The following is a 16,320-nucleotide window of genomic DNA, read 5'->3' on the forward strand; positions in this document are numbered from 1 at the left end:
AATATTATTAGAAGTTAAAGCACAACATGGGTAACACAAAGCTCCTGGCTCAAGGCAACAGTGAAGTTTTGGTGCTGCCCATCCAACTCAACAGACAATTGGTAGAGATCACTTGGATCAGGATCAGTAAGATCGGCATACTTTGGCGCTTCGATCTGGAATAAAGCGCTCGCATGCTCCGCTCGGACATCAATAGGAATATGGTAAGTCATACCATTAAACTTAACCGATGCCGATACTAAACCCGGCGCAAAAGTTTGGTAGTACAAATCCACCTTAAACTCACAACCACCACCGTGGTGCCAAATCTGCTCGGTTGCCACGCGGTCTAAACGTACATTGCGAATGAACTGCAGATACGGTTCTTGCCATACCCCTAAGCGCTCATCACTTTTTTTATATTCATGATCGGACAGAGAGCACAGCTCAGGTTTATCTTCATCAAACAGAAGATCCTCTTCTTCCTCTAAGAACAAGATTTCAAAGCGGTTACGCCCCATTTGCATGAACGGGCGAATGTCTTTCTTGTAGACATTTTGAGAACCGTCACAGTCAAACAATGCTACTCCGTTCAAACGCACTTCTGCATGGTAATCCACACCACCCAACACCATTTCTACCGCTGGGAATGCCATCATGGATTCATCCACTTCAATGTCATGCATCAGGTGCCACTCTTGCTGACGAATTGCTTCTTCTGTCATTTCAACTGGCAATACCTGACTCAAAGGAGCAGGGAAAGTAATGTCATCCTGTGGGATAGAAAGGTCCGTCAGTGGAGAGACTTGCCATAAACCGGCGAGTGAGAGTTGCATATACACCTTGAGCTAGATCAATTTTCACGCATTATAGGGAGAAATCCCCTATAAACTCAATGTGAATTATTTATCGCCTCCACATTCGTCAGTTTTTCAAGGTATAAAAAAACCAGCGTTAAACGCTGGTTTTTCCAAAAGTAGTGAGCTTTGATTACTCGTCGTCTTCATCTTCTTCAGGGTAAAGCGCATCTTCGCCTTCGTAGTACGTACCCCAACCGTCATAGATGATGTCGTATTTTTCTGCCAAGTGAATCAATTTTTCAACTTGCGCATCAATCGCTTCTGCATCTAGTGCGGACTCCATAGTCGCATCACAGCAAAGCAACTTGTTACCATCTTCATCTTCAGTTTCTTCTGCTTCAAGAACTTCAAAGCCCATCTTGAATGCTTCAACTACCGCTTTTTCTAGCGTGTCAAAATCTTCTGCAAACAGGTGGTGCTCAATTTCGTATAGCGAATCTGGATCGCTGCCATCTTCTAGCAATGCTGCAATGATATCGCGAGTCTCTTCCTTTTGAATCTCAATTAATTCTTCTACTGATAGATATTCATCTTCGTGAGACATGTTTTGGCTCCAGATTAGTTACTTGATGGAAACACAATACCCTATACTGAGTATGCTGATCCGGTGAAATATGGCATGGATTGCGATGAAAAGCCACAAACAAACATCATACCACTGCGATTCTTATCGGTTATTTGAATCTAAATATTAAACCGACCACACAAAGAAACAAAAAATTAACAAAGAATGGCGTTTTTTAATATTCAGAACATCCTAATTGACACTTAATGTGGTTATTTTCTCTTTCTATGCGTGTTTATGATGCTTTCTTGAATACACTCACGTGTAAAACGAAGATGCATAACGAATAAATTCACTTTAATAATGCATAATTTAGAATAAAAATGCACGTTTTATGCACTGTGCATGTATTCTTTCTCAACGGGAAAATTAGAATAAAAACGCACGCACTCTAATTTTAGTAAAATAGCATTTATATCTAATAATAAATTTCATAAGAATAAAAATAAAAATAAAAAACTCACAAAACCAGAAATACCAGAATATAAACAAAGCTTGATAACTTGCATCTTTCTAGGAAGCTTGTCATAACTAATGGCTGGAAAATTTGTAAGGATACAAAATGAGCAAGCTGTACGTTGGATCAGAAGTTGGTCAACTTCGACGAGTTCTATTAAATCGCCCTGAACGCGCCCTAACCCACTTAACTCCGTCAAACTGTCATGAGTTGCTATTTGATGACGTTCTTGCTGTAGAAGCGGCAGGTGAAGAGCACGATGCATTCGCACGTACGCTGCGCGAGCAAGACGTTGAAGTGCTTCTCCTCCACGATTTACTGGTCGAAACCCTCGCTGTTCCAAAAGCAAAACAATGGCTGCTGAACACTCAGATTTCTGACTTTCGTTACGGGCCAACCTTTGCGCGAGACCTACGCCAATACTTTTCAGAAATGGATGATGAACATCTTGCCTGCATCTTTTTAGGTGGCTTAGCTTACTCAGAGCTACCGATCTCCTCATCTTCTATGCTGCCAAAAATGAAGCGTCCTCTCGACTTTGTTATTGAGCCACTGCCCAATCACCTCTTCACTCGTGATACCTCATGTTGGGTTTATGGTGGTGTATCGCTCAACCCAATGATGATGCCTGCACGCCAACGTGAAACAAACCACTTACGTGCGATTTATCGTTGGCACCCAATTTTTGCTGGCCAAGATTTTATCAAATACTTCGGTGACGATGATCTGCATTATGATAATGCGAATGTCGAAGGCGGTGATGTGTTGGTTATTGGTAAAGGTGCAGTTCTTATCGGTATGTCTGAGCGTACGACTGCTCAAGGTGTAGAGAACCTTGCAGCGAGCCTATTTAAAGCAGGCCAAGCTACCGAAGTTATTGCAATTGATCTGCCTAAACACCGTTCATGTATGCATTTAGACACTGTGATGACCCATATGGATGTAGATACTTTCTCTGTCTACCCAGAGATCATGCGCAAAGATCTCGACACATGGCGCTTAACACCAAAAGGCAACGGTGAAATGCATGTTGAAGCCTCACATAACTATCTGCACGCGATTGAGTCCGCTCTTGGCTTAGATCAGCTGAAAATCATCACCACGGGTGGTGACAGCTATGAAGCGGAACGCGAACAATGGAATGATGCCAATAACGTTCTAACTGTAAAACCGGGCGTAGTAATTGGTTACGAACGCAATGTATACACCAACGAAAAATACGATAAAGCTGGCATCAAAGTACTGACAGTACCTGGTAACGAGCTTGGTCGTGGTCGCGGTGGCGCTCGCTGTATGAGCTGTCCAATAGAACGAGACGATATATAACTTACTCGTCCCTTTACATTAGGTGAATCAAAACTAAGGTTGATGTGAATACATCAACCTTTTTTAGCTTTAATTAAAAATAATTATTCACAATAAAAGCATTTATATGTTTTAATGAATTCTATTAATCTAATCACATGTACTAAGGGACGAGCTATGGCTTTCAATTTACGTAACCGCAACTTTTTGAAGCTATTGGACTTCTCAACCAAAGAAATCCAGTTTTTGCTCGAACTGTCTGCAGAGCTAAAAAAAGCTAAATATGCAGGAACAGAGCAGAAGAAACTTCAAGGTAAAAACATCGCACTAATCTTTGAGAAATCTTCGACTCGTACCCGATGTGCGTTTGAAGTCGCTGCCTTTGACCAAGGTGCTCAAGTCTCTTACATCGGCCCTTCTGGCTCGCAAATCGGTCATAAGGAATCGATGAAAGACACCGCTCGTGTTCTTGGTCGTATGTACGACGGGATTGAATACCGAGGCTTTGGCCAATCCATTGTTGAAGAGCTTGGTACTTATGCTGGTGTTCCAGTGTGGAATGGTTTAACGGATGAGTTCCACCCAACCCAGATCCTTGCTGACTTCCTGACTATGCAAGAGCACGGCCGTGGTAAACAGCTACATGAAGTAACCTTCGCTTACCTAGGTGATGCGCGCAACAACATGGGTAACTCACTTATGGTGGGCGCAGCGAAAATGGGCATGGATATTCGCCTTGTCGCGCCAAAAGCGTTCTGGCCTGAAGAAGATCTCGTGGCAACTTGTCAAACTATCGCGCAACAAACCGGTGCAAAAATCACGTTAACAGAAAGCGTTGAGGAAGGTGTGAAAGGTTGTGACTTCCTATACACCGACGTTTGGGTGTCTATGGGTGAGTCTGCCGAGGCATGGGATGAACGTGTAGCGTTAATGACACCTTATCAAATCAATATGGACGTGATTAAGCAAACGGGTAATCCACATGTGAAATTCATGCACTGCCTTCCAGCTTTCCACAATGATGAAACCACCGTCGGCAAAGAAGTCGCTGAAAAATACGGTATGAAAGGCCTTGAAGTAACAGAAGAGGTATTTGAATCGGAATACTCCATCGTATTCGACGAAGCTGAAAACCGTATGCATACCATCAAAGCCGTGATGGTTGCGACGCTAGGAAGCTAAACCAGCGCGCAAAAACAGCCGATAAAAACCATGATGTAATCGCTTGCGCTCACGAAAGTTAAGCGTATAATGCTCGGCAATTTGTCTGAGGATTAAGAAATGACCACGCTGATTGCTGACGTAAAAACGCGATTTGCTCTCGCTAAGCGACTACGCTTACGTGGTGTTATTTTCGTTAATTCTATTGAATTTTAAAACCTCCCCATTGGGGAGGTTTTTTTATGTCCAAAATTCCTTTCGGTTATTTGGATGTAGTCATCAATGTTATAGGGAAGAAGATCATGGCGAACTCGCTTTACCAGAAGCACATCATCTCTATTCCAGAGCTTTCACGCGAAGAACTGGAACTTATCGTAGAAACAGCAGGTAGCCTTAAAAAAGCACCTCGACCAGAACTGATTAAAAACAAAGTCGTTGCAAGTTGTTTCTTTGAACCATCAACACGTACACGTTTATCGTTTGAAACAGCGATTCAGCGCATTGGTGGTGACGTGATTGGCTTTGATAATGATGGTAATACCTCTCTGGCGAAAAAAGGCGAAACACTCGCAGATTCAGTACAAGTCATCTCTTCTTACGTCGATGCCTTTGTGATGCGTCATCCACAAGAAGGCGCCGCTCGCTTGGCCTCTGAATTTTCAAATGGCGTGCCAGTGATCAACGCGGGCGACGGTGCAAACCAACACCCAACTCAAACGCTACTCGACCTATACACCATCGCGGAAACACAAGGGCGTCTAGACAACCTGAACGTCGCATTCGTAGGTGACCTAAAATATGGCCGCACAGTGCACTCACTGACTCAAGCCTTAGCAAAGTTTAACAACATCCGCTTCTTCTTTGTTGCACCAGATGCGCTGGCAATGCCAGATTACATCTGCGAAGAACTAGATGAAGCTGGAATTCAATATAGCCTACACACAGACATGGAAAGTGTGATTCCTGAACTGGATATTCTGTACATGACACGCGTACAGAAAGAACGTTTTGACGAATCGGAATACGCACATATTAAGTCGGCTTACATCCTAACGGCGGCACTACTAGAAGGCGCGCGTGAGAACTTGAAAGTGCTGCACCCACTACCACGTGTGGATGAAATTACAACTGATGTTGATAAAACGCCTCATGCTTACTTCTTCCAGCAAGCTCAAAATGGCGTGTATGCTCGCCAAGCACTGCTGGCGCTTGTTCTAAACGAAACACTGTAATCGAGGGGAAAAATCATGGCTAAAGAAACTCAATTGCAGGTAGAAGCAATCAAAAATGGTACGGTCATCGACCACATCCCTGCGCAAATCGGCATCAAAGTATTAAGACTGTTCGATATGCACAATTCATCACAACGCGTAACGATTGGACTGAACTTGCCATCATCAGCACTCGGTCATAAAGATCTACTCAAAATCGAAAATGTGTTTATCAATGAAGAGCAAGCGAGCAAGCTAGCGTTGTATGCTCCTCACGCGACCGTGAATCAAATCGAGAATTATGAAGTGGTGAAAAAGCTCGCGTTAGAGCTTCCTGAGCGCATCAATGATGTATTTGAATGCCCGAATTCAAACTGTATTTCTCATAATGAACCAGTAGAAAGCAGCTTTAGCGTGTTCGAGAAGAAACAAGAAATCCGCCTAAAGTGTAAATACTGCGAGAAAGTGTTCTCACGCGAGATCGTAACCGAGCGATAAACACGCCGCACGACTAGGCTGTGATACGTTTAAAATACCCTGCAATGTCAGGGTATTTTGCTCTTTACCTACCGAGGGTTTAGAGGCAAACTGAGAATCTTTATTCCCTACAACTGATGGAAAAAATCAAATGACGAAAGTACTTCACACTGAGTCTGCACCAGCAGCAATCGGTCCTTACGTTCAAGGCGTAGATCTAGGTAACATGGTTCTTACTTCAGGCCAAATCCCAGTAAACCCAGCGACAGGTGAAGTGTCTGCTGATATCGCAGAACAAGCTCGTCAGTCTCTAGAAAACGTAAAGGCTGTAGTTGAATCTTCAGGTCTTAAAGTATCTGATATTGTAAAGCTAACGGTTTTTGTTAAAGACCTAAATGACTTTGGCACAGTGAACGAAGTTTACGGCAAGTTCTTTGATGAGCACGGCGTAGCAAACTACCCTGCACGCTCTTGTGTAGAAGTGGCTCGCCTACCAAAAGATGTTGGCATCGAGATTGAAGCAATCGCTGTTCGCAAATAATTGCACTTGCTGACAAACATAAAAAAACGGGTAGCTCAGGCTACCCGTTTTTTATTGTCTTTTCGTGATGATATCGCAGTAAAACTTAAGCAGCATTACGCTGTTTGACTTCTTCATCTAACGATTCAAGCTTCTCTTTCATCTGTTCACGACAGATATTCGCTAACTCGCGAATGCCCTCTTTACCATAGCCTTCAGTGCTGATTGGAGGTAGCATTTCAACAATCACATGACCATTGTTCCAACGGTTCAGCTTAATTTTATTCGTCGAGCTACATACGATAGGAATGATTGGCACACCTGCTCCAATTGCCGCATGAAAAGCACCTGTTTTGAATGGCAGCAAACCACGCCCACGAGAACGCGTGCCTTCTGGGAACATCCACACCGAAACATCACTTTCTTTCATGCTGCTCACGACCTGATCGATAGTACCTTTTGCTTTAGAGCGATTCGCTCGGTCAATCAGAATGTTACCCGTAAGCCAGTAAAGCTGACCAAACAGTGGCATCCAAGCCAAGCTCTTTTTACCTACTGTCACAACTTTCGGAGTCACAGCCGCAGAAACAGTAAACATGTCCCAGTTGTTCTGGTGGTTAGCAATGTAAACATGTTGGCCGCGTGAATACGCATCTTCAGGGATACGCAACTCTAACTTAATCCCAAACACACGAGACATCTTGGCAAACAAACGGCCAAAAGTGAAAACGTGCTTAGGGTTTCTAGGGCTTAATAGGCAGTAACCACAACCACCAATAAACATAACAATCGCAAAGATAGCGACAGCAAATACACGTAACAGTGCAATCATTCTTGTTCTCCAGGAACCGGCTTTTGCCAGATACAGCTATTAATATCTCTCTTTCCATAAAGGGAAAATATGGTCATGAGAGTGATATAAAAAAGCCGAAACTCAGGTTTCGGCTCTCTTGATATCCAAGTTACCTGCGGTGCAGTTTAACTTGCCTAGCTCACTCGCTCAATATTTGCGCCAAGTGCAGCCAGTTTATTTTCGATTTTGTCGTAACCACGGTCGATATGGTAAATACGATCAACGACGGTTTCGCCTTTAGCAATGCAACCTGCAATAACCAAACTAGCCGAAGCTCGTAGATCGGTTGCCATCACTTGCGCACCGCTGAGTGACTCAACATCACCACAGATAACCGTATTGCCTTCGATCTCAGCTTTAGCGCCCATACGCATGAGTTCTGGTACGTGCATAAAGCGGTTTTCAAAGATAGTCTCAGTGATTACGCCGCCACCTTTCGCCATCATGTTCAGTAGCGTAAATTGAGCTTGCATATCCGTCGGGAAACCAGGATGTGGCGCAGTACGTACACTTACCGCTTTTAGCTCGCGGTCGGTCATATCAACGGAGATCCAATCTTCACCCGTTTCGACAAGCGCGCCAGCTTCTTCCAGCTTGGCGAGAACCGCTTCAAGCAAATGAGCATTAGTGTTGCGACATACCACTTTACCGCCAGATACTGCTGCTGCGACAAGGAATGTTCCCGTCTCAATACGGTCAGCAACCACGTTGTGTTTACAACCGCCTAGGCGCTCAACACCTTCAATCGTAATGGTATCTGTGCCAGCGCCAGAGATTTTTGCGCCAAGCTTATTTAGGAAATCAGCGGTATCGACGATTTCAGGCTCACGCGCAGCGTTATCTAGTGTTGTTGTGCCTTCCGCCAGCGCTGCGGCACACATGATGGTGATCGTCGCGCCTACGCTGACTTTATCCATCACGATGTGCGCGCCTTTTAGACGACCATCCACTTCTGCTTTCACATAACCATCTTCTAATGTAATGGTTGCGCCAAGCTGCTCTAAACCAGAAATATGCAGATCCACAGGACGAGCGCCAATAGCACAACCGCCTGGTAAAGAAACCTGACCTTGACCAAAGCGCGCCACCAAAGGACCCAAAGCCCAAATAGAAGCACGCATGGTTTTCACCAAATCATAAGGCGCGCAGTATTCTGTAATACTGCTTGGGTCAACATGAACAGAGCCATTGCGGCTTACTTTCGCGCCTAAACGCTTAAGCAATTCCATGGTTGTATCGATATCACGAAGGTGTGGTACGTTTGCCACTTCTACTGGCTCTTCCGCCAAGATAGACGCAAATAAAATCGGCAGTGCTGCGTTTTTTGCACCTGAAATGGTCACTTCACCAACTAGTGGTTTATCTGACCCAATAACTCGAAACTTTTCCATCAATAAACCTTAAAGCGACATCAATTTCTTATCACGAGCCCACTCTTCTGGTGTGAACGCTTTGATTGATAATGCGTGAATGTCGTTACGCTGGATGTATTCCATCAGAGGAGCATAAATTAGCTGCTGCTTCTTAACGCGGCTCATTCCATCGAAACAAGCATCAACAGCAACCACTTCATAGTGGCTACCTTCACCTTTCACATGCACTTCTTGAAGGTTTAGTGCTTCTTCTAATAACTGTTGTACTTTTGCGCTATCCACAATTTACCCCTGATAATTCTGTATGTGTTTGGCCACTAAAGATTCAACATTGCTCAGTTGAAACAAAGTGCGCAGTTGCGCCGGCACGAAACTGAGCATTATATGACAGTTTTGCTTTTTTGCATGCTCTAATAAGTGGATTAACATCACCATTCCTGCAGAGTCGACGCGCTCTATCTCTTTTAGCGAGCATTCCAGCTCCGATTGAGCAGGTTGCCATTGCTGTGCATACGCCCACAATGAAGGCACTGTATCTCTATCAAGTGCCCCTGTTAGCTTAAGAATGTTTTGATCCAATTGCCACTGAGCGGGAGTCTGGGCCATTATTTCTTCGCCTCGAAGCGGATCGGTTCTGCGGCCAATTTTTCTAGGTCTTTAGCAACAGATAGAATGCCTTCTTGACGAATTTTACTGTTCCATTCGGATTGTTTACTAGAAAGCAAACTAATGCCCTCTGCAATCATATCGAATGCTTCCCACTCACCAGACTGGTTGTCTTTACGCAGTTTAAACTCAAGTTTGATGTTTGGACGCGGAGTATCGATGATATCAACTTTAATGCTTGTAATACGCTTAGAGTCATCAATGCTAGGCTCAGGACCAAACTCAATTTTTTGGTCAGAGTATTGCGTCAACACTTGTGCATAAGACGCAATCAGGTACGCACGAAATGCATCGATAAACTCAAGTACATCTTCACGCTTAGCACCTTTTAAGTTTGGACCAAGAAGTTTTAACCCTGCATAGCGGTAGTTGACGTAAGGCATTAGCTCTTCTTCAACGATCACTTTAAGTAAATTTGGATCTTGTTTGATTTTCGGCTGTTCGGCTTTCAATCTTTCGAACGTGACTTCAGCTACCTGCTTCATCATCTTATAAGGTTCAGTTTTATCCACCTCTGCTGCTATTGCTCCAAAGACGCTAAACACAGCACAAACTGAAAGTAGTAATCTCGCTAACATAGTTATTCCTTACTTGAGTCGTCTGAACCACCTACGCTGTATAGTACTTGACCAATTAAGTCTTCAAGCACAAGCGCCGATTTGGTGTCTTCGATGGTATCACCATCCACCAGCATGACTTCATCATCAAAAACGAAGCCAGGTACTAAACCAATGTATTGCTCACCAATCAGGCCAGATGTCAAAATTTGTACGCTCGACGTTTCTGGGAACTGATTGTATTTGCTATTGATAGATAGTGTTACAACTGGCAATAAGTTGTCTGGGTTAAGCGAAATACTACTTACTCGACCAATCACAACGCCCCCCACTTTTACGGGAGAACGAACTTTTAAACTGCCAATATTATCGAACTCGGCTTTGAGGGTATAAGTATCACCAGAGCCAATGCTTTTTACGTCAGCAACTTGAAAAATCATCACAAGAATCGCGCAAATTCCCGCTAATACAAAGCTGCCAACCCATAATTCAGTTTTACGTGTTTGTTGCATGATTAATTCCCAAACATCAATGCGGTCAGTACAAAGTCTAATCCTAGTACTGCTAAAGAAGAATGCACAACAGTGCGCGTAGTTGCTCGGCTGATCCCTTCCGATGTTGGAATAGCATCATAACCGTTAAATAGAGCGACCCAAGTAACCGTAATTGCAAACGCAAAACATTTGATCATACTGTTACCAATGTCTTGCCCTAGCTCAACAGAGGACTGCATCGCTGACCAAAAACTGCCGTGATCAACGCCTTTCCAGTCAACACCAACAAGCTGAGCGCCCCAAATTCCCACAGCCATGAAAATCATAGCCAGTAAAGGCATTGAGATAACCCCAGCCCAAAACCGTGGTGCAATCACTCGTTTCAATGGGTCTACCGCCATCATTTCAAGGCTAGACAGTTGTTCCGTTGCTTTCATTAGACCTATCTCTGCGGTTAACGCAGAACCGGCACGACCAGCAAACAAAAGTGCAGTAACAACGGGTCCTAATTCACGGAGTAACGAAAGCGCTACCATTTGCCCCAAACTGCCTTCTGCGCCGTAATCCACCAACACAACATAGCCTTGTAGACTCAAAACCATTCCAATGAACAGACCAGATACGACGATGATCGCCAGCGACTGAACACCAACAGAATAAAGTTGCTTAACAAGCAGAGGAAAGCTTCTGATCGGTTGTGGCTTAGAAAATAGCGCCCCAATCAACATGAAAGTCGCACGACCAAATGCTCCGCAAATAGAAAGCGTGCGTCGACCCAGCGAGGCGACAAAGTGAATGAAGTTATCGACCATCAAATAAGTCCTTTTCGATACTTTGAGAAGGGAAACGAAACGGTACAGGACCGTCGGCATCACCTTGTAAGAACTGCTGGACACGAGGATCAGAGTTTTGAGTCAGCTCTTCTGGCGTACCATAGGCGATGATTTTTCCATCGGCCATCAGGTATACCCAGTCAGCAATACTCATGACTTCAGGTACGTCGTGAGAAACCACAATAGAGGTCAAACCTAACGCTTGGTTTAGATTACTAATTAGCTCAACCAAAACGCCCATAGTGATTGGGTCTTGCCCCACAAACGGCTCATCGTACATGATCAGGTCAGGGTCAAGTGCGATTGCACGAGCCAAAGCTGCGCGTCTTGCCATACCACCTGAAAGCTCACTCGGCATTAATTGCGCCGCGCCGCGTAGACCGACAGCTTCGAGCTTGAGTAACACCATGGTGCGAATCAAATCTTCCGATAAATCGGTATGCTCTCTCAATGGAAAGGCGACATTATCAAAAACATTCAAATCAGTGAATAAAGCCCCTGACTGGAACAACATGCTCATTTTCTTTCGAGCATGGTAGAGTTTTTTACGCGAGAGAGAGGGAATATTGTCGCCATCAAACCAGATCTCTCCTTGCTCGGGATACAACTGACCACCAATCAAACGCAGCAATGTTGTTTTACCAATTCCCGATGGTCCCATAATGGCCGTCACTTTGCCCTCAGGAACATGCAGATCAATATCATCAAAGATCATGCGTTCTCCCCGTGAAAAAGTGAGGTTGTTCACGGTGACTAAATCGTTGTTCGACATATCATCTCTTCTACTGTAGGAGCGTTGCAACTCACGGAATCATCAAGCAGATACTCATCGGAGTTGAATTCTACGTTTAATAAAGTAACGTCGGTACATTTATTAGGCTGCAATCATAAGCACATTGGCGTTGAATTTAAAGCACTGTTCAATTAAATAAAGTCGACTATATCCCTGCAATTTCTCATGGTTTATGACCTAATTAGCACGAAGTGTTTAAATCCTAGACCAGAATTGCTCATTTAAATGAGTGAGATTTACATACATTTTCGTTACTAACCTTTAATTTATTCTTCGTTTATCTTCCATTTTAGGCCGCAAAAGGTCAAAATTAGCGGTTATTCATTTTACTTATTTAATACTTAGGAATTCTCATGCTCGAAGCCGTTGCGTTGCTTATAGTCGGTCTTGTTTTGCTTGTTTGGAGTGCAGATAAACTTGTTTTTGGCTCTGCAGCGATAGCCCGCAACGTCGGTATTTCCCCGCTTGTCATCGGCATGACAATCCTTGCGATGGGCTCATCCGCCCCTGAGATGATGGTATCTGCAACCGCCGCTTGGGATGGCAAAACAGATACAGCGGTGGGTAACGTATTAGGCTCAAACATAGCGAACATTGCGTTAATCTTAGGTATTACAGCGCTGATCAAGCCTTTGTCGATTAGCTCCGCCGTCATCCGCCGAGAACTTCCACTCATGATAGCCGTAACCGTACTCGCTGGTATTCTGCTTTGGAATAGCCATCTCGGTTTTTATGAGGGTGTCTTATTGTTTGTACTCTTTGGGGCATTTTTATTTGCTATGTTGCAAATCAGCCGCAAAGAGCAAAAATCAGGTGATGTTTTTCTTGATGACCAAGAGTCAGAGATCCCAGAAGGCGTCAGTAACCCTAAAGCAATCATGTGGGTGGTTATTGGCTTGATACTGCTTCCTTTGGCAGCCAGCATGCTGGTTGATAACGCGGTAATCATTGCTAAACACTTCGGTATGAGCGACCTTGTTATCGGTCTAACTATTATCGCCATTGGCACTAGCCTGCCTGAACTGGCCGCATCACTTGCGGGTGTTTTAAAGGGTGAAGACGACATGGCGGTCGGTAACATTATCGGTTCGAATGTGTTTAACATTCTGGCGGTAATGGGGATTCCTGGCATCATTAATCCATCGGTGCTCAGTGAGTACGCGATGGGACGTGACTTCTGGGTCATGTTAGGCGTTTCATTGTTACTTGTCGCGATGTGTTTGGGTAAATCACGCAGTATTAACCGTATTGAAGGTGCCATCTTGTTTGTGTGCTTCTTAGGTTACCAAGTGTACTTATTCGCAAACATGACCGCTTAATTACCACGATCAATAAGTAGAGATCTGATATGTCCAATCAATTTGATTTTCGCGCTGCTGCTAAACAAGTTCTTGATATCGAAGTTGCTGCTCTGCAAGAGCTAGATACCTACTTTGATGATCAATTTGAAAAAGCGTGTGAACTTATCCTTTCCAACAACGGCAAAGTTGTCGTTATGGGTATTGGCAAGTCAGGCCATATTGGTAACAAGATTGCCGCCACTCTGGCAAGCACTGGGACTTCTGCGTTTTTCGTTCATCCAGGCGAAGCCGCACATGGCGACTTGGGTATGATTAGCCCTGGTGACATTGTGCTGGCAATTTCTAACTCTGGTGAATCAAACGAAATTCTGTCTCTATTTCCAGTATTAAAGCGCCTGAATATTAAGATCATCAGCATGACAGGTAAGCCAGAATCAAATATGGCCAAGCTGTCTGACTTACACCTGCAAATTACGGTACCTCAAGAAGCTTGTCCGTTAGGCCTGGCGCCAACTAGCAGTACGACTGCCACATTAGTGATGGGAGATGCATTAGCCGTAGCTCTGCTTCAAGCTCGTGGTTTTTCTGCCGAAGATTTTGCCCTGTCTCACCCAGGTGGTGCACTGGGGAGAAAACTGCTACTTAAGTTGTCTGATATTATGCACTTTGGAGAAGCGTTACCTAAAGTTTCTCCTGACGCATTAATTCGCGATGCCCTGCTCGAAATTTCAGAAAAGGGGTTAGGCATGACAGCTATAGTCGATGAGCACGATGCTATGCTTGGTATATTCACCGATGGTGATTTACGTCGTACCTTAGACAAGCGTATCGATATTCATACGACGGCAATTGGCGAGGTCATGACGACAAACCCAACCACAGCACACCCTGATATGCTGGCGGTTGAAGGTTTGAACTTGATGCAGAATAAAAACATTAACGCTCTGATTTTATGTAAAGACGAAAAAATTGTGGGTGCACTGAACATGCACGATTTACTAAAAGCTGGCGTGATGTAATATCAGCACAAACATTTAAATCATTTATTAGACGAATAAAGGCAATGGTCAGGGAAGTACTGAGCTAAACGATAGGCCTTCATTATATGAGTTTTACTCGCCTTATTTATTTGCTCTTGATCTTCGTTGTAGCGTGGTGCGGTTATTACCTACTAACCCCTAAAGGCAACGACGCAATTCAAGTAGCACCAGATTCTGAACTGCCCATGTTCAGTGGTTCTGGATTAGAAAACATCACCTACGGTGAAGATGGTGTCCGCAGTTACATCATTCGCTCCACTAACTTAGACCATTATGCTAAGAGTGGAGATACTATTTTTAATAATCCGACTTTGATGGTTTACCGTGAAGGTAGCGTCATTGAATGGAAGGTGACTGCCACAAGAGCAGTGTTAGATGAAGACCAAGTTTTGACTTTATATGACAAAGTCTTAATGCAAAATCTTCTGCCTGGTGCGAGTTTTGATACCATGGCAACAGACAAATTGGTCATTAATCTAACCAATCGTGATTTTAAAGCTGACCAACAAGTAATGTTGGTTGGGCCACAATTTGAAACTACTGGAGGCGCAATGCAAGGCAACTTAAAACAGCATACTGCGACTCTGACAGATGAAGTTCAAGGTCGATATGAAACCGTTACACCTTAGCCTACTGGCACTGGTATTGGCGGCGCCTCAAGCGCTGGCACTCAAGTCGGATACTCAACAGCCGGTTTACATAAACTCAGACACCCAACAGGTGGATATGAAGAGTAACCAGGTTGTTTTTGAAGGCGATGTATCTCTTAAGCAAGGGAGCATCAATATCGATGCTGATAGAATCGTGGTAACTCGCGATCCTAAAACCGAAGCAATTAAACAGATTCAAGCATTTGGTAAACCTGCGAAGTTTTCTCAGCTGATGGACGATGGTAAAACACTTAGTGGTCAAGCTACGGAGTTGGATTACCGTATTTCTACAGACGAACTGACCATGAAAGGTCAAGCGCAGCTGGCGCAAGACAACAACACCATCAAAGGTTCTTCGATTCGTTACCAAATTGGTAAACAAAAGCTAGTCGCAGATAGCTCTAAGGAAGAGCGCGTTACGACCATTTTGCAACCCAATCAGATAGAGAACTAATATGGCAGTACTGAGTGCGAAAAACTTGGCGAAAAGCTACAAAAAACGCAAAGTCGTCACTGATGTTAGCTTAGAAGTTGAATCTGGTCAGATTGTTGGGCTGCTCGGTCCAAACGGTGCGGGTAAAACCACCTCGTTTTACATGATTGTCGGCTTAGTACCTCGAGATGAAGGCACCATTACCATTGACGACAATGACATCAGTATTTTGCCGATGCATAGCCGTTCACGACTTGGCATTGGCTATCTTCCGCAAGAAGCGTCGATTTTCCGTAAGCTTTCAGTAGAAGATAACATCATGGCCGTACTTGAAACTCGTCAAGAAATGACGAGGGAAGAGCGCCAAGATAAACTGGAAGATTTGTTGGAAGAATTCCACATCCAGCACATCAGAACCAGTGCTGGTATGGCACTATCAGGGGGTGAGCGACGCAGGGTGGAAATCGCTCGAGCTTTAGCGGCCAACCCTCAGTTCATTTTATTGGATGAACCTTTCGCTGGTGTTGACCCAATTTCGGTTAATGACATCAAGAAAATCATTGAGCATCTGCGCGATCGTGGTCTCGGAGTGTTAATCACTGACCATAATGTACGTGAAACACTGGACGTATGTGAAAAAGCCTATATCGTGAGCCAAGGGCACCTAATTGCATCGGGAACTCCGGCAGAAGTTCTCAATAATGAACAGGTGAAACAAGTTTATCTCGGCGAACAATTCCGTCTATGATTATATTAGGAACGGTAAGATTCTGAGCATTACAAGGTAAGTAA

The 16,320-nt window shown here is 44.1% G+C and carries 21 protein-coding genes; 11 read left to right on the forward strand and 10 right to left on the reverse strand.

Annotation, left to right across the window (positions count from 1 at the left end):
• Positions 1 to 14 precede the first annotated feature (14 nt).
• The gene (locus tag R7M92_RS18410; protein ID WP_132937227.1) at positions 15 to 815 is read right to left on the reverse strand and encodes a glycosyl hydrolase 2 galactose-binding domain-containing protein; all 801 of its coding nucleotides are present in this window, start codon (positions 813 to 815) and stop codon (positions 15 to 17) included.
• Between the two features lie 154 nt (positions 816 to 969).
• A complete protein-coding gene (gene rraB / locus R7M92_RS18415) occupies positions 970 to 1,383 on the reverse strand; it encodes a ribonuclease E inhibitor RraB (protein ID WP_005381081.1) in 414 nt (137 codons plus the stop codon).
• 583 nt (positions 1,384 to 1,966) lie between these two features.
• Between rraB and arcA the strand changes: the two genes are divergently transcribed.
• From arcA to R7M92_RS18445, 6 genes are all read left to right on the forward strand, one after another.
• Entirely contained in the window at positions 1,967 to 3,187 is a 1,221-nt protein-coding gene (gene arcA / locus R7M92_RS18420; RefSeq protein WP_132937228.1) for an arginine deiminase, read from the forward strand.
• Positions 3,188 to 3,343: 156 nt separating this feature from the next.
• The gene (locus R7M92_RS18425; protein ID WP_042523477.1) at positions 3,344 to 4,348 is read left to right on the forward strand and encodes an ornithine carbamoyltransferase; all 1,005 of its coding nucleotides are present in this window, start codon (positions 3,344 to 3,346) and stop codon (positions 4,346 to 4,348) included.
• 99 nt (positions 4,349 to 4,447) lie between these two features.
• The gene (locus R7M92_RS18430; protein ID WP_005381084.1) at positions 4,448 to 4,543 is read left to right on the forward strand and encodes a hypothetical protein; all 96 of its coding nucleotides are present in this window, start codon (positions 4,448 to 4,450) and stop codon (positions 4,541 to 4,543) included.
• An 86-nt stretch (positions 4,544 to 4,629) separates the two neighbouring features.
• Positions 4,630 to 5,559, forward strand: a complete 930-nt coding sequence (pyrB, locus tag R7M92_RS18435; protein ID WP_005381085.1) for an aspartate carbamoyltransferase — start codon at positions 4,630 to 4,632, stop codon at positions 5,557 to 5,559.
• A gap of 15 nt (positions 5,560 to 5,574) precedes the next feature.
• Entirely contained in the window at positions 5,575 to 6,036 is a 462-nt protein-coding gene (pyrI, locus tag R7M92_RS18440; RefSeq protein WP_005381086.1) for an aspartate carbamoyltransferase regulatory subunit, read from the forward strand.
• A 130-nt stretch (positions 6,037 to 6,166) separates the two neighbouring features.
• Entirely contained in the window at positions 6,167 to 6,556 is a 390-nt protein-coding gene (locus R7M92_RS18445; protein ID WP_005381087.1) for a RidA family protein, read from the forward strand.
• Between the two features lie 85 nt (positions 6,557 to 6,641).
• Here the strand turns inward: R7M92_RS18445 and R7M92_RS18450 are convergent, their stop codons facing one another.
• The 8 genes from R7M92_RS18450 to mlaF form a co-directional block, all read right to left on the reverse strand.
• Complete coding sequence (locus R7M92_RS18450) at positions 6,642 to 7,367, reverse strand: 1-acylglycerol-3-phosphate O-acyltransferase (RefSeq protein WP_005381088.1); 726 nt, start codon at positions 7,365 to 7,367, stop codon at positions 6,642 to 6,644.
• Positions 7,368 to 7,522: 155 nt separating this feature from the next.
• Positions 7,523 to 8,779, reverse strand: a complete 1,257-nt coding sequence (gene murA / locus R7M92_RS18455; RefSeq protein ID WP_005388419.1) for a UDP-N-acetylglucosamine 1-carboxyvinyltransferase — start codon at positions 8,777 to 8,779, stop codon at positions 7,523 to 7,525.
• Positions 8,780 to 8,788: 9 nt separating this feature from the next.
• Positions 8,789 to 9,043, reverse strand: a complete 255-nt coding sequence (gene ibaG / locus R7M92_RS18460) for a BolA family iron metabolism protein IbaG (protein ID WP_005381092.1) — start codon at positions 9,041 to 9,043, stop codon at positions 8,789 to 8,791.
• Between the two features lie 3 nt (positions 9,044 to 9,046).
• Positions 9,047 to 9,367 (reverse strand): lipid asymmetry maintenance protein MlaB, encoded by a 321-nt coding sequence (locus R7M92_RS18465; RefSeq protein WP_005381093.1) that lies wholly within the window; start codon positions 9,365 to 9,367, stop codon positions 9,047 to 9,049.
• On the reverse strand, positions 9,367 to 10,005 hold the full coding sequence (mlaC, locus tag R7M92_RS18470; protein WP_248487086.1) for a phospholipid-binding protein MlaC: 639 nt from the start codon (positions 10,003 to 10,005) through the stop codon (positions 9,367 to 9,369). The genes R7M92_RS18465 and mlaC overlap by 1 nt, the downstream gene beginning before the upstream one ends.
• Positions 10,006 to 10,007: 2 nt before the next feature.
• Complete coding sequence (gene mlaD, locus R7M92_RS18475; protein WP_005381099.1) at positions 10,008 to 10,496, reverse strand: outer membrane lipid asymmetry maintenance protein MlaD; 489 nt, start codon at positions 10,494 to 10,496, stop codon at positions 10,008 to 10,010.
• A gap of 2 nt (positions 10,497 to 10,498) precedes the next feature.
• Positions 10,499 to 11,290 carry a lipid asymmetry maintenance ABC transporter permease subunit MlaE gene (mlaE, locus tag R7M92_RS18480; RefSeq protein WP_005381100.1) on the reverse strand — a complete coding sequence of 264 codons (792 nt, stop codon included), beginning with the start codon at positions 11,288 to 11,290 and terminating at the stop codon, positions 10,499 to 10,501.
• Positions 11,280 to 12,083, reverse strand: a complete 804-nt coding sequence (mlaF, locus tag R7M92_RS18485) for a phospholipid ABC transporter ATP-binding protein MlaF (RefSeq protein WP_005388422.1) — start codon at positions 12,081 to 12,083, stop codon at positions 11,280 to 11,282. Before mlaF ends, mlaE begins: the two co-directional genes overlap by 11 nt.
• Positions 12,084 to 12,457: 374 nt before the next feature.
• On the opposite strand from mlaF, the gene R7M92_RS18490 reads away from it, so the two are divergent.
• The 5 genes from R7M92_RS18490 (at position 12,458) to lptB (ending at position 16,276) form a co-directional block, all read left to right on the forward strand.
• The gene (locus R7M92_RS18490) at positions 12,458 to 13,423 is read left to right on the forward strand and encodes a calcium/sodium antiporter (RefSeq protein ID WP_005381102.1); all 966 of its coding nucleotides are present in this window, start codon (positions 12,458 to 12,460) and stop codon (positions 13,421 to 13,423) included.
• A 29-nt stretch (positions 13,424 to 13,452) separates the two neighbouring features.
• Positions 13,453 to 14,424 carry an arabinose-5-phosphate isomerase KdsD gene (kdsD, locus tag R7M92_RS18495; RefSeq protein ID WP_005381104.1) on the forward strand — a complete coding sequence of 324 codons (972 nt, stop codon included), beginning with the start codon at positions 13,453 to 13,455 and terminating at the stop codon, positions 14,422 to 14,424.
• Between the two features lie 86 nt (positions 14,425 to 14,510).
• Positions 14,511 to 15,074: an LPS export ABC transporter periplasmic protein LptC gene (gene lptC / locus R7M92_RS18500; RefSeq protein ID WP_005381106.1), complete on the forward strand. Its 564-nt coding sequence runs from the start codon at positions 14,511 to 14,513 to the stop codon at positions 15,072 to 15,074.
• Positions 15,055 to 15,549: a lipopolysaccharide transport periplasmic protein LptA gene (gene lptA / locus R7M92_RS18505; RefSeq protein ID WP_005381109.1), complete on the forward strand. Its 495-nt coding sequence runs from the start codon at positions 15,055 to 15,057 to the stop codon at positions 15,547 to 15,549. The genes lptC and lptA overlap by 20 nt, the downstream gene beginning before the upstream one ends.
• Position 15,550: 1 nt before the next feature.
• Complete coding sequence (gene lptB, locus R7M92_RS18510) at positions 15,551 to 16,276, forward strand: LPS export ABC transporter ATP-binding protein (RefSeq protein ID WP_005381111.1); 726 nt, start codon at positions 15,551 to 15,553, stop codon at positions 16,274 to 16,276.
• Positions 16,277 to 16,320: the final 44 nt, after the last annotated feature.

This window comes from Vibrio sp. Vb2880 (genome assembly GCF_033337975.1).
Classification (GTDB): domain Bacteria; phylum Pseudomonadota; class Gammaproteobacteria; order Enterobacterales; family Vibrionaceae; genus Vibrio; species Vibrio alginolyticus.